Annotated in this window: 15 protein-coding genes, 1 pseudogene and 1 CRISPR repeat array; of the genes and pseudogenes, 15 read left to right on the top strand and 1 reads right to left on the bottom strand. The window is 41.5% G+C overall.

Features of this window, described 5'->3' with window-relative positions:
- From CARFE_RS0108305 to CARFE_RS0108375, 12 genes are all read left to right on the top strand, one after another.
- Positions 1 to 807 (top strand): lipid II flippase Amj family protein, encoded by an 807-nt coding sequence (locus CARFE_RS0108305; protein ID WP_028052419.1) that lies wholly within the window; start codon positions 1 to 3, stop codon positions 805 to 807.
- Between the two features lie 160 nt (positions 808 to 967).
- Complete coding sequence (locus tag CARFE_RS0108310) at positions 968 to 2,566, top strand: diguanylate cyclase (RefSeq protein WP_218852460.1); 1,599 nt, start codon at positions 968 to 970, stop codon at positions 2,564 to 2,566.
- 343 nt (positions 2,567 to 2,909) lie between these two features.
- Positions 2,910 to 3,584, top strand: coding sequence for a DUF1287 domain-containing protein (locus tag CARFE_RS0108330; protein ID WP_245570768.1), 675 nt, complete (start codon positions 2,910 to 2,912; stop codon positions 3,582 to 3,584).
- 6 nt (positions 3,585 to 3,590) lie between these two features.
- Positions 3,591 to 4,337 (top strand): ABC transporter ATP-binding protein, encoded by a 747-nt coding sequence (locus CARFE_RS0108335; RefSeq protein ID WP_034541912.1) that lies wholly within the window; start codon positions 3,591 to 3,593, stop codon positions 4,335 to 4,337.
- Entirely contained in the window at positions 4,334 to 5,977 is a 1,644-nt protein-coding gene (locus tag CARFE_RS0108340) for a hypothetical protein (protein ID WP_028052423.1), read from the top strand. The genes CARFE_RS0108335 and CARFE_RS0108340 overlap by 4 nt, the downstream gene beginning before the upstream one ends.
- Before the next feature lie 14 nt (positions 5,978 to 5,991).
- Complete coding sequence (locus CARFE_RS0108345) at positions 5,992 to 6,495, top strand: metallophosphoesterase (protein WP_028052424.1); 504 nt, start codon at positions 5,992 to 5,994, stop codon at positions 6,493 to 6,495.
- Positions 6,496 to 6,610: 115 nt separating this feature from the next.
- Positions 6,611 to 9,853, top strand: a complete 3,243-nt coding sequence (locus CARFE_RS0108350; RefSeq protein ID WP_028052425.1) for a PD-(D/E)XK nuclease family protein — start codon at positions 6,611 to 6,613, stop codon at positions 9,851 to 9,853.
- The gene (addA, locus tag CARFE_RS0108355; RefSeq protein ID WP_028052426.1) at positions 9,834 to 13,337 is read left to right on the top strand and encodes a helicase-exonuclease AddAB subunit AddA; all 3,504 of its coding nucleotides are present in this window, start codon (positions 9,834 to 9,836) and stop codon (positions 13,335 to 13,337) included. Before CARFE_RS0108350 ends, addA begins: the two co-directional genes overlap by 20 nt.
- A gap of 46 nt (positions 13,338 to 13,383) precedes the next feature.
- Positions 13,384 to 14,082: an ABC transporter ATP-binding protein gene (locus tag CARFE_RS0108360; RefSeq protein ID WP_028052427.1), complete on the top strand. Its 699-nt coding sequence runs from the start codon at positions 13,384 to 13,386 to the stop codon at positions 14,080 to 14,082.
- Positions 14,082 to 16,280 (top strand): ABC transporter permease, encoded by a 2,199-nt coding sequence (locus CARFE_RS0108365; protein ID WP_028052428.1) that lies wholly within the window; start codon positions 14,082 to 14,084, stop codon positions 16,278 to 16,280. The genes CARFE_RS0108360 and CARFE_RS0108365 overlap by 1 nt, the downstream gene beginning before the upstream one ends.
- Before the next feature lie 95 nt (positions 16,281 to 16,375).
- Positions 16,376 to 16,936: a Uma2 family endonuclease gene (locus CARFE_RS0108370; protein ID WP_028052429.1), complete on the top strand. Its 561-nt coding sequence runs from the start codon at positions 16,376 to 16,378 to the stop codon at positions 16,934 to 16,936.
- 65 nt (positions 16,937 to 17,001) lie between these two features.
- Positions 17,002 to 17,325 carry a hypothetical protein gene (locus CARFE_RS0108375; RefSeq protein ID WP_028052430.1) on the top strand — a complete coding sequence of 108 codons (324 nt, stop codon included), beginning with the start codon at positions 17,002 to 17,004 and terminating at the stop codon, positions 17,323 to 17,325.
- A 64-nt stretch (positions 17,326 to 17,389) separates the two neighbouring features.
- On the opposite strand, the gene CARFE_RS0108380 is transcribed toward CARFE_RS0108375, so the two are convergent.
- Positions 17,390 to 17,617, bottom strand: coding sequence for an AbrB/MazE/SpoVT family DNA-binding domain-containing protein (locus CARFE_RS0108380; protein WP_028052431.1), 228 nt, complete (start codon positions 17,615 to 17,617; stop codon positions 17,390 to 17,392).
- Positions 17,618 to 17,918: 301 nt separating this feature from the next.
- Between CARFE_RS0108380 and CARFE_RS0108390 the strand changes: the two genes are divergently transcribed.
- From CARFE_RS0108390 to CARFE_RS0108405, 3 genes and pseudogenes are all read left to right on the top strand, one after another.
- The gene (locus tag CARFE_RS0108390; RefSeq protein WP_028052432.1) at positions 17,919 to 19,793 is read left to right on the top strand and encodes a hypothetical protein; all 1,875 of its coding nucleotides are present in this window, start codon (positions 17,919 to 17,921) and stop codon (positions 19,791 to 19,793) included.
- A gap of 105 nt (positions 19,794 to 19,898) precedes the next feature.
- A complete protein-coding gene (locus tag CARFE_RS14760) occupies positions 19,899 to 20,969 on the top strand; it encodes a phosphodiester glycosidase family protein (protein WP_051250240.1) in 1,071 nt (356 codons plus the stop codon).
- A gap of 380 nt (positions 20,970 to 21,349) precedes the next feature.
- A CRISPR array of direct repeats spans positions 21,350 to 24,435; the repeat unit is 30 nt; unit sequence GTTTTAATCGAACCAATCTGGGATTGAAAC.
- A 290-nt stretch (positions 24,436 to 24,725) separates the two neighbouring features.
- Positions 24,726 to 25,187 (top strand): annotated as a pseudogene (locus CARFE_RS0108405) (hypothetical protein); the annotation flags it as partial.

The raw sequence follows: 25,187 nt of genomic DNA on the forward strand, positions 1-25,187 counted from the left end.
ATGGAATTTAACCGGATTGCTTTGGTGGTTTTGTTAACCTTAATTATCCATCTGATAGATACCTTGTCGTTTGCTGCCCGGATAGCGGGAATTAAAACTAAAAAACTTGCTTTGGCGGGTTCGGTTTTTAATATTATTGTCCTGGTGTCGAGAACTTCTAATATGATTCAAGCACCCCTTTTGGGTAGTATCGTGGAAATTGCTTTGCTTAAACATGATTTGGCCGGGTTGGAAATGGTTTTTCGCTGGGTACTCCTTGGAGCAACCGCCGGTACGTTGATTGGGGCAGTATTAATACCTACCTTTATAAATTTTTTTACTATAGCTTTAAATAAATTGGATGAAGTTGGTTCCGTTCCCAGGCTCATAATTGTGACCCTGCGGCAGCGGAAAACCCAGGCTATAAAGGAAAATATTCGGGGAGTACCTTTTAAATCGGTAAAAAAACTTGCCCGGGAGCAAATGCCCTATAAAATCCTTTTATTAAACCTTATAATAACCGGTATTTATACCACCGGTGTTTTATCGGCAATGTATGCCGGAGTTTTAAACCCGGAATACCGCTTAACTGCCAGTCAGCTCTCCGGAATTATCAACGGTTTTGCAACGATAGTTTTGGTTTTACTGGTTGACCCGTATTCGGCAATGGTAACCGACAGGGTCTTAAATGGAGCCTTGCCGCTGGATTCGCTGAACCGGCTTGTTTTGTCCCTGGTGATAAGCAAATTTTTAGGAACTCTTTTAAGCCAGGCCATCTTAATTCCGGCCGCCTGGATTATTCTGTATTTCACCCGCTTGATTATTTAAAAAGTATATCCCTATACCGGCTAAAAAAGCCGGTTTAAATTTTTTGCCAAAAGGTGCAGGATTATTTTGAGTTACGGCGAAGTGTATAAATAACGTTTATAGCTTAATAAATTAAATGAAATTTATTATAAAGGAAATGTGGTGTCCTTTACCCGAAAGGATGAGAAAAGTGACTGCCCTGAAGGATAAACTTATCCGGATGGTGAAAGAACTTTCCGAAGAGAAGCTTTCAGCGGTGGAGAGATTTATAACGGCCCTTGAAAGGGGGGAAAATCTGTTAGAAAAGCTTTATTTATATGAAAAAATTATTGATTCCTTACCCGATGCTACTTTAGCGATTGATAAATATGGACGGGTGATTGTCTGGAACCAGGCGATGGAAGAGATGACCGGGGTTAAGAAAGAAGAGATTCTGGGAAAAGGCGACTACATATATGCTGAGCCGTTTTTTGGGAAAAGAAAGCCAATTTGCGTAGACCTGGTGCTTGGCAATTATGGTGAGATTGGTATAAATGGTTATGAAAAATTAGAAAAAAGAGGTAAGGTGATTGTCGGAGAAGGGGTGGCGCCAAATGCTTATGGGGGAAAGGGAGCCTGTTACTGGACATTAGCTGCACCTATTGAGGATGATGAAGGCAATTTGCTGGGGGCCGTCCAGTGCGTTCGGGACGTAACCGAAAGAAAAATTATGGAAAATGAATTAAAATATTGCAGTACCAGAGATGTGTTAACAGGTCTGTATAATCGAGCATTTTTTGAAGAAGAAGTAAAGCGGATGGAAAAAGGTCGGGAATACCCTATTAGTGTCTTGATTTGTGATTTAGATAACTTAAAAGCGGTAAATGATATGTTTGGTCATGATAAGGGAGACTTATTATTAAAAAGGGCTGCCGAAGTATTAAGAAATGGAGTAAGACAATCGGATGTAGTAGCGCGAATTGGTGGCGATGAATTTGGCATTCTTTTGCCCGGTACTTCAAGAGAAGCGGCCGAAGAAATTGCCCAGAGAATCCTGGAAAAGGTAGGGGAGTATAATAAACTTCACCCCGATTTACCCCTAAGTTTATCTATCGGCGTTTCAACCGCGTTAAAACCGGGGGCTTCCCTCTGGGAAACTTTGCGGGAAGCCGATGATGCGATGTATAGAAACAAACTTGCCAGTGGTAATGATGCCCGGGTGGCGTTGGTTAAAGCTCTAAAAACCGCTTTAATGGAAAGGGATTTTCACAATACCGAACGGATGAAAAAAGTTGCCCTAAAATTTGGTGCAGCTTTAAAATTACCCCGGGAGGAGATGGATAAGCTTGTCCTTTTGGTGGAAATGCACGATATAGGCAAACTGGGGGTTCCGGAAAATGTTTTAAATAAGCCTGAGCCCTTATCTCCTGAGGAAAGGCGGATTATTGAGCGCCATCCGGAGATTGGTTACCGAATTGCATTGACCTCCGGGGAACTTTCGGCTATAGCTCCCCTTATTTTACAACACCATGAACGCTGGGATGGGAAGGGTTATCCCCAGGGGTTAAGGGGCGAAGAAATTGCGTACTTAAGTCGCATTATGGCAATTATTGATGCCTATGATGCGATGTTATCCCCGCGACCTTATCGAGCACCCCTTACGCGCAAAGAAGTATTAAAGGAACTTTTAAAAGGTTCCGGTACTCAATTTGATCCGGACTTGGTTAAAGTGTTTGTAAGTTTGGTTTTAAAGGAAGAGGATATTTCCGAAAAAAGAGATCTAAAAGGTGAAGTTAGTTGATAACGGAAAACTGTTTAAGGATTTCCGTTATTTTGTGCGACTGGCACGGGTTGGTTGCAGGAGTTTGCCCGGGAGCGGAAAATGACGGTTATTACTGCTCTGCATGACCTGAATCAGGCGTTACGTTTTGCCGATAAATTTTTACTGATAAAAGATGGCGAAATTGTAGCCTTTGGTAATCCCGCAGGAGTTATTGATTGATGCCGGCTGAAACGCCGGTTTTATTTGTGCCTTGTTTTTCAGCGAGGATTAGAGGAATTTTAAAAACCGGGACGAATATATAACAAAAATAACCAAAAAGCTGGAGATGATAGCCGTTGGCCCGAAATTAAAGGGGATTTTGTTGTTCGTTGTTTTAGGATTAGGAATTTTGTCATTTATTTATAGAGATGGTGCTATTTATAAATATCTTTACTTAACTGTAAAAGCCCAGTTTTCGCCCCGGGTGCAGGTGGAAAAGGTGGTACTTAAACACGACCAGGATGGCGATGGGATTTATGACTTAGATGATATAGTTCAGGGAGCGCGGAAAGATGTGGCCAATAAGCCCCGTTACCGGAGCGCTTATTATGCAGGAGGCTATCCTCCGGATAACGAGGGGGTCTGCTCCGATGTCATCTGGCGGGCGTTTAAAAATGCAGGTTATAATTTAAAGGCGATGGTCGATGAAGATATTAAAAATAATCTTAATGCTTATCCCCGGGTAGGGGGAAAACCCGACCCCAACATTGATTTTCGCCGGGTGCCCAATTTAGATGTCTTTTTTCGCCGTCATGCTCAGATTTTAACTACCAAACTTATCCCCGGAGATCCGGAGAATTTAAAAGAGTGGCAGGGGGGAGACATTGTAGTGTTTAAAAATCCCCAGCATATAGCGATTATCTCCGATAAAAGAAGGCGGGATGGGGTACCTTACATTATCCACAACGCCGGACCCTACACCCGGGAAGCCGATGAACTATTGCTGTGGCTCCCCGGTATTGTCGGGCACTACCGGTTTCCCAAGGTTAAGAGTTAGTATTTTTTGCCGAGGGGAGTGGTTTATATCATCCGTTTAAAAAATATTTCCAAAACTTACGGAGGGGGAAAGGTCCGGGCGGTGGATAATTTAAATCTCACGGTACCGCCGGGGGAAATTTTTGGCTTTTTAGGCCCCAATGGGGCGGGGAAAACTACCACCATTAAAATTATGACCGGAATATTGGCTCCGGACACCGGGGAAGTGGAATTATGTGGGATTGACCTTTTAAAAGAGCCCCTTAGGGCTAAGAGAAAATTTGGTTATGTGCCGGATATTTCGGAAATTTTCCCCAGGCTTTCCGGCCTTGAATTTTTAAATTTCGTGGCGGATGTGTATGAAGTCCCGGCTAAGCTCAGGGAAGAAAGGATTCGCCCCCTTTTAAAACTTTTTAGCCTGGAAGGGGCGATAAACGATAGAATTGGCAGCTACTCCCACGGGATGAAGCAAAAACTTCTGGTTATTGCTTCGCTGGTCCACGACCCGGACATCTGGATCTTGGATGAACCGATGACCGGCCTGGACCCGGAGTCGTCTTTTAACTTAAAAAAGCTTATGCAGGATTACGCTGCCCGGGGTAAAACGGTGTTTTTCTCAACCCATATTTTAGAAGTGGCGGAAAGGCTCTGCACTACTTTAGGGATTATTAAAAAAGGAAAGCTAATCTTTACCGGAACCATGGAAGATCTAAAAACCCAGAAGCAGGAAGATAAAAGCCTGGAAGAGCTCTTCCTGGAGCTGGTGCGGTCATGAGAAAAACTTTGCAGTTAACAAAAGTTTTGCTGGCGGTTCGGCCTTTTTCCTATTATCGCCAAAATCCCAAAGAATTTTTAAAGGCTATTGGCTTTATCGTCTTAATCCTTTTCTCCCTGTCGGGCCTTTTTTCCATGAACGTTGTTTTTTATAAAAATCTTTTCCTGGCTTTAAAGCCGGTGAATCTTGAATCCACCGTGCTGGCCCTGGGAACGGTAAATACCGTTTTAATTATCTTAGCTCTGGGCGTAATAGCGATCCTTTCGGGTTACTATTACGATGGAGCGGAGTATCTTTTGGCTTTGCCGTTAAAAGGGAGAGAACTTTTAGGGGCGAAAATACTGGTAAATTATTTTTACCACCTGCCGCTTGCCGTACTTTTCTTCGGAATACCTGCCGGGGTTTACGGTTATTTTGGTGGTGAAGGCTTGCTTTACTGGGTTACTGCTTTTTTGAATTTGTTTCTTTTACCTGTTTTACCCCTAACTTTAGTCTTTATCGTTTTTGTCCTGATTTTTAGAAGCTTCTCCTTTGCCCGGAAAAAAGATTTGCTCATGTACGTGGGCGGCATTATTGGCCTTGGAGCAGCGATACTTATCCAAAAATTTTCCAATACTGTGCAACTGGCCGAGAAAAATCCGGGAATGCTTGTCGCAAAATTTTCCGACCCCAACCTTATAAACCTGAAGCTTTATAAGATTTACCTTCCGGCCTTGCTTACGGTGAAATCTTTAACCGGAGAGGATGTTACTATAAAAGCTTTTTCCCTGGGGGCTAACATTATTCTTAGCCTTGGCCTTTTAGCTTTAGGCCTTTATATCCTGGGGCGGGCTTACGAAAAGAGCTTAAAAGTGGGGGCGGAAGGGGGCGGTGGACGCCGGAGGGTAAAAGGGGAGTTAACTTTTACCCCAAAACCTGTCTTTACTTCGAACCTTCTGCGGGAAATCCGGCTTATGAACCGCGAACCGGTTTATTTCTTAAACGGTCCGCTTGTTATTATTATCATACCCTTTGTTTTTGGTATTTCCTTTTATTTTCAGGGAATTGCAGGCTTAAGTGAAATTAAAAAGCTTTTAGCTAACAAAGCTTTTGAGAATTATCTTTTAGCCGGCCTTTTATCCCTTGGGGTCTTTTTGGCTGCGGCCACCAATATCACCTCTACCGCCATCTCCCGGGAGGCCAAAGAGCTTTACTACCTTAAAAGTCTTCCGGTCTCAGAAAAAACCTGGCTTTTAGGGAAGCTGGCCCACGGTTATGTATTTGGGATAATAGCTTCGCTTTTCGCGGTAGGGGGTGCGTTTCTTTTGAAGATTTCGGGTTTAAAAGCCTTATTTATTTTACCGGCGGTACTTTTAAGCTCTTTACCGGTTCTGGCAGCCGGGCTTTTACTTGACTTAAAGCACCCGTATTTGAACTGGGACCACCCGCAAAAAGCTTTTAAACAAAATCTCAACGCCACGGTAGGAATATTTTTTCCTTTTATGCAAATAGGTCTCTATTGGTTGTTATTTTTAAAATTTAAAATTTCGTTTTGGCCTTTAACCCTTGGCTTTGTAGTTTTATCTTTTATTTTAGGTGTAGGTATTTTAACATATACTTTAAAGATTGCGAAGGAAAGTTTTAAAAAGCTTGAAGTTTAAGGAGGGGGTTTTATATGTTAATTGGTCTCGTGTCGGATAGCCATGATAATTTAGCCAATGTCCAGAAAGCGGTGGAGTATTTTAAAGAAAAGGGGATTACCACCGTAATCCATGCCGGCGACTGGGTGGCACCCTTTGCGGCCATAGCCCTGAAAAAAGGTCTTGGCCGGGAAGGACGGCTTATTACCGTTTTTGGCAACAACGAAGGGGAGCATTACTACTTTAGGGAAGTTGTGGATAAACTTGGCATTGAGTACTACCATGAGGCCGGTGAAGTGGAAATTGCCGGGCGAAAAATTGCTGTTTATCACGGCACGAGTGAAGTCTTAACCCGGGCACTGGTGGAATGCGGTAAATATGATTTGGTGGTAACCGGCCACACCCACCGGGCCCATATTACGTTACAGGGCAAAACTTTGCATGTGAATCCCGGGGAACTGGCGGGAGTCTTGACCGGCAAGGGAACCTTTGCGGTGGTGGATTTAGAGAGTATGAAAGCGGAACTGGTGGAGGTTTAAGTAACAAAAAAATTCTCTAACGGCGCCTGACCCGTCAAAAAAGGTCGGGCGAGAATAGGGACAAGCCTTCCCCGCGAAAATGGTCGCTGACAGAACCGTCCCTGGAGGGATCATTATGCTTACGATAGTAAGGGGGCCGGTGGGGTCCGGAAAAAGCCGGTACTGCCGGGAGGAGATAGTCAAAGCTTTAAAAGATGCACCGCTGGGACCTATGGTGCTGTATATAGTGCCGGAGAGTGCTACTTTTGAAAACGAGTACCTCTTAAACACCCGGGAGGATTTGCCCGGGAGCTTCCGCCTGCAGGTGGTAAGTTTTAATCGACTTGCTTTAAATGTTGTCCGGGAGTTTAAAGCTCGCCTTAAAAACTCTTCAGAATTTGTTTATCAGATTACTTTAAAAAAGATTTTACAGGAAAATAAGGAAAAACTGCTGCTTTTACGAAAAGCAGTTGATAATCCCGGATTTATTGAAGACCTTTTAAAGTTATTTAAAGAGTTTCGGCGTTACCGGGTAAAACCGGAGAATTTAGAAAAAGCGTCTTCTAAAATAGAGGATTGGCTGCTGCAGCGAAAATTAAAAGATGTTTACCTGTTATACAAGTTATACTTAGAAAAATTTGGGGAAGAGTATACCAGCGAGGGACTTCTGGAAAAGTTTTTGGAATATGCCCCTAAGAGCAAGTTTTTAGCGGGGGCAAAAGTGTTTATTGACGGTTTTTATACTTTTACGCCTTTAGAGTTAGAAGTTATTAAAACCCTTTTAAAAACCTGCGCCGAAGTTACCGTAACTTTGCCTCTGGAATACGATACGGGGGTATTTAAAAGGCTTTATACCGAGGCTTTAAATTTAGGTGTAAAAGTAAAAGAAATAAATCTTGAAAAAATTAAGCGCTATCAAGCTGCAGAACTTCTTCACCTGGCCCAGAATTATTACCCGTTTCCCCCGAATCCTTACTCCGGGTCTTCCGAAAATTTAAGTTTAATTGCTGCTGCCAACCCCTTAGAAGAAATGGAAAAAGCGGCCCGGATAATCCGCTATCTTGCCAAATTTAAGGGGTATAAACTTTCCGATATCATGGTATTAATACCGGAAGATGGCTACTATATTTCCAATATCAAAACTGTTTTTAACGAATACGGTTTGCCGGTATATGTGGATAAAGGCCTTGCTTTTGACCACCACGGACTTTATTTCCTGTTAAAAGGAGTGCTCGGGAAGTTTAACCGGGAAGCGGCTATCGATTGTCTAAAATCCGGCCTATTAAATTTAACCGCCGATGAAGTTTTTGCTCTGGAAAATTACCTTTTAAGCCGGGGATTAGATGGTGAAAAATTAGTTTCCAAAGAGGCCTGGAAGGACCCCAATTCATTATACTGGGAGAGCTGGGAGAAAGGTTTTGGGGAAATCATTTCTTTTTCGAAAAAACTACCTTTAATTAACACTTACCAGGAGTTCAGCCAGAGCTTAAAACAGCTCTTATTAAAAATAGGTGTTCCCCGGAGAATTTCCGATGAAAATGGCGAGCGGTTCTGGCAGGCCTTTATGAATTTACTAACCGAGATAGAAGAAGTTTTTGGCGATGAAAGGTTAAATCCCACTACCTTTGCGGAAGAACTTTTAGCATACCTGGCAAAACTTTCTTTAAAAACCATCCCCAAAGGTTTGGACCAGGTGCGGGCAGGGGGCAGCAAACGTTACTGGACCGCTGAAGTCAGGGCGGTAATTATTTTGGGAGCAGTGGAAGGGAAATTTCCCTCACCGCCGGCAGCGGGACTAATTTTTACCGAGGAAGAACGGGCCAAGCTTAAAAAGGTGGGATTGGAACTTTCACCGCTAATCCGCCAGCGGCTTAAAGAGGATAATTTTCACGTATTTTTAGCGCTGACCCGGGCCCGGGAAAGGGTTTATGTTTCTTATCCCCGGGTAAGTCTTACCGGTGAAAGTTTTACCCCGGCGCTTTTAGTAGACTGGCTAAAGAAAGCTTTTCCCAGTTTAAAACCGGAGGAAGGATCTTACGGTAATGAAACCACCCCTCAGGCCTTAACAAGACTTCTTTCCAGAGAAATGGTAAAGGTTAAAAAGAACGGGGAGCTACCTTTTATTGCTCAAGGAGCTTTTAATGCTTTACTGCTAAGTAAGCCGGAGCTTATAACAAAAATAGCCCGGGCTTTTGCCACCAATCCTGGCAAAATAAGGTTAAATGCCGGTTTTAAGGAATTTCTCCCTTCTAAAACCCTTTCGGTTTCGCGTTTGGAAACTTATTATAGCTGCCCATTAAAATATTTTTTAAAATACCTCATTAAAGCCGAAGAGCGAGAACTTTTTACTCCGGAAGCAACCGAAATTGGTGCTCTTCTTCACGGGGCAGTAGCGGAGATAATAAAAACGGTAAGGGAAAAAGGGCAGAAGCTTTCAACCCTTTTAGCAGAAGATTTAAAAACCTTAGTTTATCAAGCTTTCACCAAAGCCCAGCAAGAATACGGAGAAAAATTCCTGGCCACATACCGGGGAAGGTACTTTTTAAACCGTCTGTATCTTATGTTATTTAAAGCTATTGAAGCTCTTGCTTATTTCGAAGGCTTTACTAAATTTACTCCCTTTGGAGAAGAAATAGCTTTTGGGGAAAAGGAAAGGTTAAAATCCCCGGTTTTTGAGGTCAACGGAGAGAAATATACGTTAGCCGGGAAAATTGACCGGATAGATGTTTATGAGAACGATGGAAAAACCTATCTTAGAGTAATTGATTATAAAACCGGCTCTATATCAATAAGCCTTGACGAAGTAGTGGGTGGGGTTAACCTTCAGCTTTTAACTTATCTTTTAGTGGCCAGTGAAAATAAGGAACTTTTTGGAGAAAATTTGGTGCCTGCGGGAGCGTTTTATTTTCGCTTTCAAAACCCCATGTTAGATGAGAAGGCTGAAGGTCTCTCAATGGAGGAGTTAAAGGAAGAAGTTTATAAAAATTTTCGCCTGAATGGTTATGCCTTAAAGGATGAGGAAAGTTTAAAACATTTAGATAGCTTTTATGCCCAGAACAACAAGTTTAAAACGGTAAATTTACGAACTTATAAAGACGGCAGGATTGATAATGCTTTAACCCCGGCGGAACTGGAAGCTCTGTTTACCAAAATTAAAGGTCTTATTACCGAAGCTATTGCTCAAATTAGTGCCGGAGAATTTTCGGCAATACCCTATCAATTAAAAGATGCTACCGGCTGCAGGTATTGTTCTTATCTTGAAGTGTGCCGTTTGGAAGAACAGGAAAAACAATACCGGGTAATACCCAGGAAAAAAGATGCCGAAGTGTTGCTGGCGCTTTTAGGGGGAGGTGTGGGGGATGAAAAACTGGACAGCTGAACAAATGCGGGCTATCACCTCCAGGGGTAATGCCCTGTTAGTATCAGCTGCTGCAGGAGCCGGGAAAACTTCGGTTCTGGTGGAGCGGGTATTATCCTGGGTATTGACGGATACACCGCCGGTAGATATAGACCGGCTTTTGGTGGTTACCTTTACCGAGGCAGCAGCGGGAGAGATGAAAGAGCGTCTTGGGACGGAGCTTTTAAAGCGTTTAAATGAAGATCCGGGAAATTTACGGATTTTAGAACAGTTAGAACTTTTACCGGTGGCCGATATTTCTACCCTCCATTCCTTTTGTCATAAAATTATCCGGAAATACGGACGGGTGTTTGGGTATGAAACCAAGTTTGCGATTTTAGAGGGACCAAGGGAAACGTATCTAAAAAATAAAGTCTTAGAGGAAATTTTGGAGGAGAGATACGAAAAAGGGGACCGGGAACTTTTTGCCCTGTTGGAATATTTAAACGATGAAAAAAATGACCGTAACTTAAAGGAACTAATCCTTAACCTTTACCATTTCTCCCGGTCCAATCCCGAGCCTGAAAAGTGGCTTTTGGACTCATTAAATTTATTTAACGGGGATTGGGAAAGGTTTGAAGATACTTTCTGGTACCGGGAAATAAAAGGTAGCACCGAAATGTGGTTGGAGTATATCATCGAGCTTTTAGAACGGGCTAAAAGTGTAGCGGAAAAGTATGGCCAGGACAGGGCTTTTTCCCTCTTAGAAGAAGATATGGAAAAGGTGCGGGGACTGTATGCGAAACTAAATGAGGGGTACGAGGCGGCAAAGCAGTACTTGACTCAGGTGAAATTTGGAACCTTTTCCTGGGGAAGAGGAGTTGGGGGCAAGGACGAAGCAAAAGACCTGCGGGATAAGGCAAAGGAGCAATTTGAAACCATAAAAAAACGTTATTTTTCCTGGGAAGCAGGTAATTTTCGGGAAGAGTTAAGAACTTTAACCTCCTATCTTGACCCTTTGGTAAAGTTAGTCCGGGAATTTTCCCGGAAGTATCAGGAGGAAAAAAGGAAACTTGGTTTTGCGGACTTTTCCGACTTAGAGCACTGGGCTCTTGATATTTTAAAAAGTGGAGTTTACCGGGAGCTCCGGGAAAAATACGTGGAAGTGTTGGTAGATGAGTACCAGGATATAAATGGCCTTCAGGAAGAGATTTTAACTTATGTCTCCAGAGATGGGCAAAATCTTTTCATGGTGGGCGATGTAAAGCAAAGCATTTACCGCTTTCGCTGGGCCCGGCCGGAGATTTTTCTAAAGAAATATGAAGATTTTACTGATGAAAAGAAAATAGAGTTAAGCCTGAACTTCAGAAGCCGCGAGGAAATTATCGCTACCGTAAACTTTATCTTTAAGCAAATCATGAAAAAAAGGGTAGCGGAGCTTTCTTATGATGAAAAAGCTTTTCTTAAAAAGGGAGCAGACTATCTTCCCAATGCTAACTGTTTTGCGGAACTGCACTTAATTGAAGGAAAACCCGAAGAGGAAAATAACTCAAACGGTGAACCCGAGGAAGATCTAACTGCGGTCCACCGGGAAGCCCGGCTGGTAGCGGCAAAAATTTTAAAGCTCAAAGAAGAAGGTTTTAAAGTTTTTGACCGGGAAACTAAGGAATTTCGGCCTTTGCAGTACCGGGATATTGTCATTCTTTCCCGGTCCCTCGGTAGTTCTACCAATATCTGGCAGGAAGAATTGACCAGGGCGGGGATACCTGTTTACGTTGAAGGAGCTGGCAGCTTTTTAAATTCCAAGGAAATTTTGCTGATGACCAGCTTTTTAAAGGTAATTGATAACCCCTGCCAGGATATTCCTTTGGCCGCGGTGTTATGCTCACCCGTTGCTGGTTTAACCTATGAAGAACTCTGGCAGGTCCGGAAGGAATACCCCGAAGGCCTTCTCTATGATGCTCTTAAAAATAAATCTTCGGGAGGGGATGAGCTTTCGGTAAAAAGCCAAAAGTTTTTAGAACTTTTAGCTGAATTTCAGAAACTGTCCCGGCAAATTAGTTTGGCAGAGCTCGTGAATGAAATATACCGTAAAACTAATTTACCGGAGATTTTTGGAGCTTATCCCGGCGGAGAAGTGCGGCAGGCGAATTTAAAATTGTTACATGACCTGGCTGCGGATTTTGCTGAAATTAACGGTGGGGGCATTTATAACTTTCTTACCTTTTTAAGCCAGGCGGCAGAATCCGAGGATTTTTCGCCGGCCAAATTAATTGGCGAGGCGGATGATGTGGTCCGGGTAATGTCCGTTCATAAAAGCAAAGGGCTGGAGTTTCCGGTGGTGTTTGTGGTTGGCCTTGGGAAACGATTTAAGTTTGATTACAGCAACACTGTTTTTCTCCACAGCGACCTTGGTTTCGGGCCTAAATTTTTTGACCCGGAGAAAAGAATCCGGCGCCATTCCATAGCTTCGCAAATCTTGAGTGAGCGGATGAGGCGGGAAACTTTAGCGGAAGAAATGCGGATTTTGTATGTTGCCCTGACCCGGGCCAGAGAAAAGCTTATCATGGTGGGTACGGTGAAAAACTTAGCAAAGAAAATGGCCGGCTGGCAAAGCCAAACCGAGGCTTCAAAAGAAACTCTGTCCGATGGCCAGATTGCCAGAGCAGGGAACTTTCTGGACTGGATTGGGCCAGTAGTTTTTAGGGAGGGCAGCGATTTACCTGACTGCCTTAAAGTGGAAGTTCATCCGCAGCAGGAAAAAATTGAGGGAGAGCAATGGGAACTTCCGGAAGTGCTAAGGGTTAAGCTCCTGACAAAAACCCCTTTTACCGAAGAAACCGATTATACCGGGCAATTTAGGGCAGGTTTGGAGTTTAATTATCCCGGGTTAAAAATTGCTAAGCTTCCTGCGAAGATGAGCGTTTCCGATTTAAAAGAAGTTTTTAGCACCGATGACGTTATTTCTTTGGAAGATGAGGATGAAATATTTTTACCCGGAGTCTACTTTGAAGACGGAGCTATGTTAGGGATTGTTTACCACGAGTTTTTGCGGCGGATTGATTTTCAAGGTGATTTGTCCGCTGCTGGACTTAAAGCTCAGGGGGAAACGCTGGTAGCGGAGGGGGTTTTGCCTCCCGAAAGCATAGAAATGCTTGATTTTACGAAAATTGCCCGGATTTTTGCTACGCCCTTGGGCCAGAGAATCCTTAGAGCCCGGGAAATTTACCGGGAATTTCCCTTTACCCTGGGAGTCAAGGCCGGTGAAATTTATCCGGAGGCTACCGGTTTTTCGGAAAAAATCCTGGTGCGAGGGGTAATTGACCTTTTGGCTCTTGAAGAAGATGGGTTTTTTATCGTTGACTGGAAAACCGACCGGAGCACCGGCGATAGCTTAAACGAGCGGCTAAAAGAGTACGCAGGTCAGCTTAACCTTTACGCCCGGGCTGTGGAGGAGATTACCGGGAAAAAGGTAAAAGAAAAGTATTTATATTTTATTAATTTAGAGAAGGAAGTTCAGGTGTAACGCTGGCGCACTTCTGCGTGCCATTAGGCGGAGAGGGGTGGGGGATGTGTTCATTAAAACCGAAGATTTAACCAAAGTTTACAAAACTGGAGCTGCGGAGGTCCGGGCTTTGGACCGGGTAAGTTTGTCTTTTGAAAAAGGAAAAATTTACGCTGTTTTAGGGCCTTCCGGTTCGGGAAAATCCACTTTATTTAATTTAATCGGCGGGATTGACCGGCCCGATGGGGGAAAGATATGGGTGGACGGGGAGGAAATCAGCTCTTATTCTCCGGAAAAACTTACCCGCTACCGGAGAGAGAAGGTAGGCTTTGTCTTTCAGTTCTACAACCTCATCAATACTCTAACCGTTTACGAAAATGTCCAGGCGGCGGCGGACCTTTCTGCTTCCCCTGCCGACATAAAAACGGTTTTAGAGCTGGTCGGTATGCTGGAACATAAAGACAAATATCCTTTAGAGCTGTCCGGTGGTGAAGCGCAAAGAGTAGCCATTGCCCGGGCGGTAATCAAAAGACCTCCCCTGATTCTCTGCGATGAGCCAACCGGTGCTTTAGACTACCAGAACGCCAAAAAAGTGTTAGAGCTTTTAGAAAAAGTCAATAAAGAAACCGGAGCTACGGTAATGATAATTACCCACAACCAGGCCATTGCCCGAATGTGTCACGGGGTGGTGACCTTGAGAAGCGGCCAGGTGACGGGATTTAGCGAAAATCCTGCACCGGTTGCCGCCCGGGAGGTCGAGTGGTAATGGTAATCGGGAAAATTCCCGGGAGGATAATTCGCAAAAATAAAGCCCAGTATGTGGGGACGATATTTTTAATTTTTATTGCAGTGGTGACTTACCTGTCTTTGCAGCTATCCATGGAAAATATCACCGAAAACTACCGGGATTTTAAACAAAAATACCGCCAGGAGTCTGCCCATTTTTCTACCTTAAAGCCGGTGGATGTAAGTTATTTAGAGAAAAAGTATAATCTTTTAATCGAAGAACGTTTCCAAAAAGATGTGGAGTGGCAGGGGAAAACCTTGCGGGTTTTTAGTGAAAGCCAAAAAGTTAACCTGCCTTATTTATCCCGGGAAGAAGCGGGAGATGTGATTTATATTGATCCGTTATTTTTAAAAGCTAATGGGTTAAAAATCGGTGATACCATAACTTTTGGTGGAAAGAAATATAAAATTGCTGGGAGCTTGGCTCTGCCCGATTATATTTACATTATAAAAAACGATTCCGACCTTTTAAACGACCCCAACGAGTTTGGCATTGCGGTGCTACCGGCGGATGAAGTAAAAGCTTTAGGTCCGATGCCGTACCACTACTACATGGTGCGGGGTAAGATTACCGATGAGTTTGTATCGGAACTTAGTGCCAATGCATCTCTCCTCTCTCTGCAGAAGATCACCGAAAATCCCCGGGTTTATTATGTGGACGCGAAAATTAAAGGGGCCAAAATCATGGCTACCCAGTTTCCAACCATTCTTTTAGTCGTTGCTTCGGTTCTTCTCTTTACGGTTTTACGGCGGCAAATCGGCACCATGCAGCAGGAAATCGGGGCACTTTTTGCCCTGGGTTATACCTCCGGGGAAGTGCTCCGGGCGCTTTTGGGTTTTCCCTTTTATCTCTGGTTGTTTGGGTCAGTTCTGGGGTGTGTTGCCGGGATAGGCCTGGCCATCCCTTTAGCCCGGTTTTATGCCGCGTATTTTAATATCTCCATAATAAGCTTTAAATTTTTACCTCAGATAATAATTACCGGACTCCTGCTGCCGGCGGTGTTTATTTTCCCGGTGACTTACTTTGCTCTCAGGGGGATGATGAAGCGTCCGGTCTTAGAGCTAATCAAAGGCTTAGAAAAGGGCCGCTTTAAAAAGCCTCTTATTAAAATAGGAGAGGGAACCAATTTCCTTACCCGGATGGCTCTAAAGCAGGGAGCAATCAATGCAGCGCGGGGGATAATCTTAATCGTGGGAATTGCCTTTGCTACTTTTTTACTTACCTATGGCCTGGCGGCCAAGGATTCCATAGGAAAGCTCATGACCGAGAGTTTTGGCGAGGTCTTTCATTTTCAGTACCAGTACCTTCTGACCTCACCTTTAGACCGGGTGCCCGAAGGAACCGAAAGTTTTACTGTAGTCCCGGCAAAGATTTCCGGAACCAAAATAAACGCCCAGCTTTACGGCATTAAGCCTGGCTCCAAAATGGTGGAGGTCAGAGATAAAGGGGGGAAAGTTAAACTTGGGGGTAACGGCATAGTTATCTCCAAGCCTCTTTCCGAAAAAACCGGTCTGGTACCGGGGCAGTTGATGGAATTAGAAACGGTAGGCAAGAAAAAACTTTCTTTAGATATAGTGGCGGTAGCGGATATCACTTTAGGCAACACAATTTTTATCTACCAGGAAGACCTAAATAAGCTTTTAAATCTGCCGGACAATTACTATAATGGCCTCTGGAGCAACCAAAAATTAACTGTTCCCGAAGATAAACTCGTTGCCTTTTTTGATAAACAGTATCTAAATAAAGCCTTAGAAAACACCGCTAAGCCTTTAGAAATATCGGTAAGCATCATGGGATTGGTGGCAATATTATTTGCTCTGGCGGTAATCTTTGTCTTAACTTCCCTGATTATTCAGGAAAACCGGCGTACTATAAGCTTATTAAAAATTCTTGGCTGGAGTAATAAAGAAGTAAACTTTATGATTTTAGGGAGTAACGACCTGTTGTTTTTAGCCGGTTTTGTCCTGGGAATACCGTTATTTTACAGGCTTTTCAACTACTTAATGGCCGAGGCTACTAAAGATATCGACTTTTCCTTTAACATGATCGTATCTGCCAAAACCTGGGGGCTGGTGTTTGGGGTTCTTCTTTTGACCTGGCTTTTTGCCAAATTCTTAAACCAGCGGAAAATCGCCGCTATCCCTCCCGGGGAAATCTTAAAAGAGCAGGTGGAATAAATGGTGGTAAGTCGTAAGTGGTTGGGGGTAAGTAAAAAATGCACCGTTTACTTAACTGTAAAATCATGGTAGGATGATGATAAGAAGAAAAAAATATTTATACTTACCGGGATTATCTTTTGTTACCGGAAGGGAAAAGGGTGGAGCTTATCGAAGGGGAATTTGTGGCTATGACCCCTTTGCCCTCGACCCGGCATCAGCAGGTATTGGGTAATTTGTTTTATGAATTTAAAAAGCAAAATCTAAAAGGGTGTTTGATATTTTTAGCTCCTTTTGATGTGCGCCTGATGGAGGTCGGAGAAAATCCGGAGGAAATAAAAAATGTGGTACAGCCGGATTTAAGTATTATTTGCGATCCAAAGAAAATTGATGAGAAGGGCTGTATTGGTACGCCGGATTTAATAGTAGAAGTTATTTCACCGGGAAGTGCTGCCAGGGACCTTATAACCAAATTAAGATTATATGAAAAATTTAAGGTAAAAGAATACTGGATTGTTCATCCCCTGGATGAGATAGTGATGGTCTATTGTTTAAATCAAGAAGGCTTTTACGGTCGGCCGGAAATTTATTCCCGAGAAGATAAGATAAAGCCGGGAATTTTTAGGGATGATGTAGAAGTAGAAATTGATTTACAAAAAGTTTTCGCGGAGGAGTAGGTTTGATTCCTGCCGGTTAAATAATTACGGTTCTGCTGGGCAAGTTTTTTAAAGGTGGTGGGGAGATGGACCTCTTTTCAAGTTTAATGCCGGCTATCTTTGGTTGGCCCCTGGTTTTAGTGGGGGCAGCGGTACTTTTGGCCGGGATGATTTTAAAGAAGATTGTTTATCTAATCTTAAGTCTGGTTTTTATGCTGCCTTTTTCATTTTATTTTTTATACTTTTACAATGGAATTGCCAAGCTTTACGGTGGCGGGATATTACTTTTTTTAATCTTGGGAATAACCCTGTTTAAAATAGGGAAAAAGATTCTTTCAACGCTGTTTTTTCTGGGAGTATACGGCATTTTAGCTTATGTGGCTTATTTGGTTTTAACCCAGCCCAAATAAATAACCCGGGGGAACCCCCGGGATTTTTTTAATCAAGTTCAAGAAATCTTATCATTTAATTAACCTATTCAGCTAATTTCTTTAAAGTTGTTCCATGTTTTTTATTTACTTTTTCTAAAGCATCTTTAAATTTTTTTTTCTCCACATTTTCATAAATTGGCGTGATTATAAAACTTCTTCCATCAGTTTTGATTTCTAAAGGGGTATTTAGGTCTATGTTTAAAAGTTCTAATATAGGTTTATCAATAATTAATGCTGCACTGTTTCCGTGAGTTGTTAAAGTTTTAATCATATAAATCACCTCGGATATACATTGTAATTACATTTTAAGGTAGTTTGATAATACTGTCAAAAGATTTAAGCTTTTTTCTTTAAGCTGCTTCAATTTGGGGGTAGGTTTTTAAAACCGGCAGGATTTTATCAAGCAAATCTTGAATATTTAATTTTATAAGTTCCGGCAATAAAACCATCTCCTTTTGCTTTGTTTTTATTCTAATGTTAGATTGCAAATAAAGTCAACAACCTTTAGTAAAAATTACCAGCAAGAAGGTTTTAGTTTCCGGAGATAAAAATTAAAGAAAAGGATGGGATCAATGACCAATCGTAACTTTGAAAAATTTATGGATCAGGGTATTTCTTCATTAAAAAAAGGTAATATTTTAGAAGCCCAGGGGTATTTTGAAAAAGCTCTTAAAGTAGACGACAATGTTTGGGCTCGCAATAACCTTGCTTATGTTTACTATGCAACTAAAAACTCTTTCAAGGCTTATAAAATTTTAGAACCACTTCTTAAAAATAAAAATAACATCCTTAAATATACTCCAAATACTTTTACTTTTGCCCTGGCTTCCTTAATCCAGTCATCGATGGGTAATGAATTCTTAGCCCGCAGGCATTTACTGGAGGCTGAAAAAACCTTCGACCGGGAGTTATTAGCCTTTTACCCTCAGCCTGCTCCCCAGGCGGTATTGGAATATACCGCTCTTGTCTTGGAAGCTGCCGGCAGCCTCATGGACCACCGTAAAGTTTACGAGCTTTATAAAAAATGGCAGAACTGGCATGTTAAATGGGAAAGCCATTATCTGGGGGCGGCTGCTTGTTTTAATCTTGGGAAATATGAGGAAGCGGCTAAAATCTGGGAAAGTATTAAAGGGCATTCCGAGATTTTTGCGGGGCTGGCGAAAGTATCCCGGTTGGTTGAGAAAAAAGAAATTCCCCCATTTAAAATAGAGTATCAGTTAAGTATCCTGGCGGAAATGGAGGAAGTGCTGAAAAAAGCCCAAGAAGATGTTGATTATTTAAAACAAATCCTGCAACTGGGGACAGTAAAAGCTTTCTTATTGTTAGTAATTATTGAAAGGTTAGATAAATATTTAGCGCAAAAAAGCATAGAGGATTTTGTCCGCTACTGCGGGGATTGGGGCGAAGAGTTAGCCAAAACTGTTTTAAAATCCTCCCTTTATTCAATGGAAATTAAAACTGCGGCGGCAGTTGCCTTAAAAGAAAAAGGGGTGTTTGGCGAGGAAGAGACTATTCCGATAGTTTTTAACAATCAAGAAATCCAGGCCAAACTTCGTAAGATGGACTTTATTTTAGACAACCGCGAAGATTTAAATAAAGTTGTCTTTGAGGCTACTAAATTGCGCGAGCGGGGGAGATTGGAAGAAGGCCTTAAAATTCTTGAAGGTCTTTGGCAAAAGGGAATTTTTTATCCTTTAGCTGCAATATATCTGGCTGAATTCTACCGGGAGAAGAAGGAGTATGACCGAGCGCTAAACTTTTATGAGTATATTGAAAAAATTGTTCCCGATAATCCTCTGTTTCTTCATTTTTTTACGCTGCTTTTAGTGGAAATTGGGGATGTGGCCCGGGCTAAAAAGTATTTACATAAACTTAAAAGATTAAATGTGCAGAATCAGGAATTACAGGAAAAGATCAAACATTTAGAAATAGTTATTTATCTAAGAGAAGCTTTGTTTTCTAAAGGGGTTGTTCACTATGAAAAAGAACTGCGGAAAGAGATTGAAGAAAAGGCTATAACTTTAAACCCAACTATTTCCCGGGGATTAAAAAATATGCCGGTTTACTGGATTGACTTTATTTCACAGCATTATAACTTACCGCCTGCCCGCTATCGCAAAGACCGGGAGCAGCAAATAGCTACTTTTCTGACAAATCGCCAAAATTTGCAAAGGGTAGTAAATAACTTATCGGAAAAAGAAAAGGAACTTTTAAAATATCTTTTAAATAACGGAGGCTTTGGCAAACTTGCGGTAGTTTCCAGGAAGTTTGGTTCGCCTAATGATGACAGTTTTTACTGGGCTAAAGAAGAGCCGACTTCCACCGTGGGCAAACTTTGGGCAAAAGCTCTGGTGTTTATCGGCAGAGCCACTGTTTCCGGACGTAAGGAAAAAGTTGCAGTTATACCGGTGGAATTAAGAGAACTTTTAGAGACAATGCTAAAATAAGCAATTTGTAGGTACAATTTGCCCATATGGCTTACGAAAAAAGCTTGATTTGCAAAGGCTGTAGAGTTTTAACTGACAAATTAAGAACATAACTGGAGGTTTAGAATGGTGACAAGAAAAATAGCGTTTGTGGCAATTTTAATATTAAACATTGTTTTATTTTCCCGGTTAGCTTTAGGAGCAAATAGTTATCAGGTGTTTGAAAAGAAACTTAAAATTAATAATAAAAATTTTACCGTTAAAGGTGTGATTGTCGATTTAAATACGAAAAAACTAAAGATTCAAACGGTATTGGCCAAAAACCAAATTGGCCAGGTTGAAAGCCTGGAATCGATGGTTAAAAGAAAAAAAGGATTAATTGGTATAAATGGGACCTTCTTTTCAGCCTATGATGCTTATAAAGAACCCTACGGAAATTTAATGATTGACGGTCGATTAATTAGAAAAGGTAATGGAGAACGCTGTTCGGTAGGTATTTTACCTGGTAATGAAGTAATATTTGGATACGTGAAATGGGATATAAGTGTGATTTTTTCAACTTATAGTGAAGAAGGGACGGAGCTACCGTATATTTACCCGGTCCATACTTTGAATCCGGTTCGCATGCCGGGCTGGCGGGGATATACATTGTTTACCCCGGAAGGCGGAAAAGAAGTTTTATATTCTGATGGGTATAATATTGTCGTTGAAAAGCAAAAGGTTATTAAAATTGTTTACGGTAAAACTTCCATCCCACCACGGGGATTTGTCTTAAATACCGGCAGTTTATGCCCACCGGCTAATTTATTAAACAGTAACGTGACTCTTAAGGTAGAGCCGGAAAACCAAGAAAACGAGCTTTGGAGTAAAGTAAATGCCGTATTAGAAGCAGGACCTTATTTGGTGAAAGAAGGAAAAATAATTGCAGACCCCCTTAAAGAAAATTTTACCCATTATAAAATCAAAGATGGTTCCTTTGCCAGAAGCGGTATAGGTGTAACCAAAAATAAGAAACTTTTACTGGTAACAGTTAATAGGGCAACAATAAAAGAATGGGCCATAATAATGCAAAAACTTGGAGCTTATTATGCCATGAATCTTGATGGGGGAGCTTCCAGTGGCCTTTATGTAAACGGCAAGTACCTAACCAAACCCTGGAGGCTTTTGTCAAATGCACTGGTGATTTCGTTGAATTAAGATTAATCAATTAAAATTATTTTTTTGGGAAAAGAGGTAAGAGTAAGAAGTTTTAATCATGCCATTTATGTGAAATGCTGAACATCTCTTTAAGAGGTCGACGAAAAGATTGCATAAACCATGAATGAGGAACATAATTTAACCGGAGTTTACCGATAAAAAATGAATATATTTGCAATCGAAGTAAATATTATACCATGTTTTTCGTCGACCTGCGGTTACCCCAAAAATCCCGGGAGGTCGACGAAAGAATGAAAATAGCCTTTAAACTTTGAAAAATAAGTGTTCAGTGGAAATTTACCACTATGCACCAAAAGTTACATAAAAAATGTAAACTTCTTCTTTCTTTAAAAATCTTTTTCTTTTATAATTAATTATGGGTTTTAATCGAACCAATCTGGGATTGAAACTGATGCAAAATGATATACTTCACCTGCTCAGCCGGTGTTTTAATCGAACCAATCTGGGATTGAAACGGGGGCATAACAAATACCGGCGGGCAAGAGGAGGAGGTTTTAATCGAACCAATCTGGGATTGAAACCTGGTTTAACAGTCTTTATAGCTTTTAAAAAGGCCTGCGTTTTAATCGAACCAATCTGGGATTGAAACCAGATTTAAACATATGTTCACCTCCTTTCCGAGAAGATGTTTTAATCGAACCAATCTGGGATTGAAACAACTAAGTGCCCCGGTGGCGGTATTAATGCCGTGGGTTTTAATCGAACCAATCTGGGATTGAAACTAAAAATATAGCTAAAAGCCTTGGCGCTGTAGGATTGTTTTAATCGAACCAATCTGGGATTGAAACATCGCCTCCCTTATTGTTTGTCTTTATCTTATCATACGTTTTAATCGAACCAATCTGGGATTGAAACTAGTAATATGTCTAACATTAATAACGCCATCAATCCCGTTTTAATCGAACCAATCTGGGATTGAAACTGGCGAAGTGTGGCTCCCGGCAGTGGTAACACACTGGTTTTAATCGAACCAATCTGGGATTGAAACGAGCAGCATAACATCAAGATCCGGAGTATGACAGAGTTTTAATCGAACCAATCTGGGATTGAAACAGTGCAGACCAGTACACAACTGCGTTATGGCATTTGTTTTAATCGAACCAATCTGGGATTGAAACCATAATGCGGCTCCCGGCAGTGATAGCAGGTCGCCTTGTTTTAATCGAACCAATCTGGGATTGAAACAGTTTTGCGATAATTTAGTAAATAAAAGATGTTCGGGTTTTAATCGAACCAATCTGGGATTGAAACGCTCACAATTTGGATTGGTACAGTAATTTCCATCAAGGTTTTAATCGAACCAATCTGGGATTGAAACGGTTAAAATCTTTTCAAGCTGCTCAAAGTTCGACAGGTTTTAATCGAACCAATCTGGGATTGAAACTAGGTGGGGTTAACTACCATGTTCCTTACCCGCGCTGGTTTTAATCGAACCAATCTGGGATTGAAACATGTTCACAGGACGGTAAACCGCTTAATAGACATAAGTTTTAATCGAACCAATCTGGGATTGAAACTTGATGCAGTTGCTCAACTTGCTCAATGGTTAGCTAGTTTTAATCGAACCAATCTGGGATTGAAACTCCATTTTTTTCCAGTTCCTTCCATAAGCTAATAATGTTTTAATCGAACCAATCTGGGATTGAAACTAAAATTTAAAAGCCCGCCAGAATAAAAAACTGGCGGGTTTTAATCGAACCAATCTGGGATTGAAACTGCATCAAACAATCCTTCTACCCCTCTCCACACCTGGTTTTAATCGAACCAATCTGGGATTGAAACGGGCGTGCTCCCCGCAAGCAAGATGCCCACGGCGGCGCAGTTTTAATCGAACCAATCTGGGATTGAAACGGATAACTGGGAGGTGTATAAAGTTCTTACGCTTTAGTTTTAATCGAACCAATCTGGGATTGAAACTGCAAAACGAATGGCTACCAGACTCCGGGGTCGGTGGTTTTAATCGAACCAATCTGGGATTGAAACTAAAGTTTTTGGCGCCCCTGTAATACTGCCGAAAAGTTTTAATCGAACCAATCTGGGATTGAAACACATACGATGAAGGGAGTGATAGGATGGTATCAGCAGGTTTTAATCGAACCAATCTGGGATTGAAACATTTATAGCTTGTGATAGTATAAAACACCCTTGCCCCGTTTTAATCGAACCAATCTGGGATTGAAACCTAAAAACCCGGTCGGGGTCGGGTGATAGGTGTTTAGTTTTAATCGAACCAATCTGGGATTGAAACAAATGTATCGCTACCCCAAGTATTTGAAGGAGTTAAGTTTTAATCGAACCAATCTGGGATTGAAACACGGAGACTTTCCGGAAGTTAGGCTTTACTGTCGAGTTTTAATCGAACCAATCTGGGATTGAAACCTTCACTCTTAGTCAGCTCCTTACTGCTTTCCTTGCCGGTTTTAATCGAACCAATCTGGGATTGAAACAAGGCCTCGGCCGTCCAAAAAGACAATTCCGTCAAGTTTTAATCGAACCAATCTGGGATTGAAACTGCTTCAATTCTTCCGCTATTTTTATTAATGTTTCGTTTTAATCGAACCAATCTGGGATTGAAACACTCAAGAGAAGACACAGTAAATCCACTCCAATGATAAGTTTTAATCGAACCAATCTGGGATTGAAACTGTCTCTTTCCACAATCAGCTGTAGCACACGCCATGGTTTTAATCGAACCAATCTGGGATTGAAACACGCCGAGGGAGGTGTCGCCCTCGGCGTGTGGAAAGGTTTTAATCGAACCAATCTGGGATTGAAACAATTATTTATTTCCATAATGTATAGAATGTGATTTTGGTTTTAATCGAACCAATCTGGGATTGAAACAGCGACATAACACAAGAAGTCTATTTGAGACTTCTTGGTTTTAATCGAACCAATCTGGGATTGAAACAACATAAATTTCTTTGCAAAATACACGATTATTAAAGTTTTAATCGAACCAATCTGGGATTGAAACATCCCAAAATGGTTCGATTAAACTGGTGGAGAGGGAAGGTTTTAATCGAACCAATCTGGGATTGAAACCTGTTAGCCTTATATGGATATCGTTGTAAAATTCGAGTTTTAATCGAACCAATCTGGGATTGAAACAAGCGGCGAGCGGCGATTATATTATTGGGCATTACTTGTTTTAATCGAACCAATCTGGGATTGAAACCATACCGTCCGTTAGCAGGTCGGGACACTAAACTCTTGTTTTAATCGAACCAATCTGGGATTGAAACCCATGGTAAAAACTGGCTTCAACGAAAAACAAGGTACAGTTTTAATCGAACCAATCTGGGATTGAAACAAATCATAATCAACTGTTAAAATAATACTATCAAAAGTTTTAATCGAACCAATCTGGGATTGAAACTCCCCAAGGCATGGGCACCCATCTTGTTGAGGGGTCGTTTTAATCGAACCATTGTGGGATTGAAACTCCCAAGTATCGTCGTAAGCCCGAGGGGTAACTACAAGTTTTAATCGAACCATTATGGAGTTTTTACTGGCTACCAGCGACTTATAAATAAAATAAATTTAAAAAGACCCGGAAGGATATTCCTTTTGGGTCTTTTTTAATTGGAAAAAATTTTTTGGACAGCTGTGGGTGTTTTTAAATAAAAAAGCTATAGATTAAAGGAAAACTTTTATTAAGTAATATTTACCAAAAATAAAGGGAAATAGGGAAAAATGTAGAATTTTATAAAAAAACAGAAAGGCGGGAACTACTTGCGGGCGGAAATTAAACTTATCGTTAAAGCAAAAGCCATCATACCGTATAATTACCAGCATGCCTTAACTGCTTTGATTTACCGTGGGTTAGGGGCTGAATCTCAAAGACTTGCGACCTTCCTTCATGATACAGGTTTTCGCCAGAATACAAAAACCTTTAAATTTTTTACTTTTTCTCCCTTAAGCTTTACTAACTTTAAAACAATCCGGGAAGGTATTGTGGTTTTTCCAGGCTTTGCAAGTTTTAAGGTATCATCTCCGCTACCTGAGTTTATTGATTATTTAACTTCAGGCCTCTGGGTGATTCGCAATTTTAAATTTCTCAATCTGCCTGTAAGCATTAGGGAAATCGTTCCCTTACCACTAAAAAATTTTAAAGACGAAGAGATATTTGTACTTAAATCACCTCTGGTACTGGCGGTAAAAAATGAAGAAAAAACTACTCCAACTTATCTTACT

This window comes from Carboxydothermus ferrireducens DSM 11255 (assembly GCF_000427565.1).
GTDB lineage: Bacteria > Bacillota > Z-2901 > Carboxydothermales > Carboxydothermaceae > Carboxydothermus > Carboxydothermus hydrogenoformans.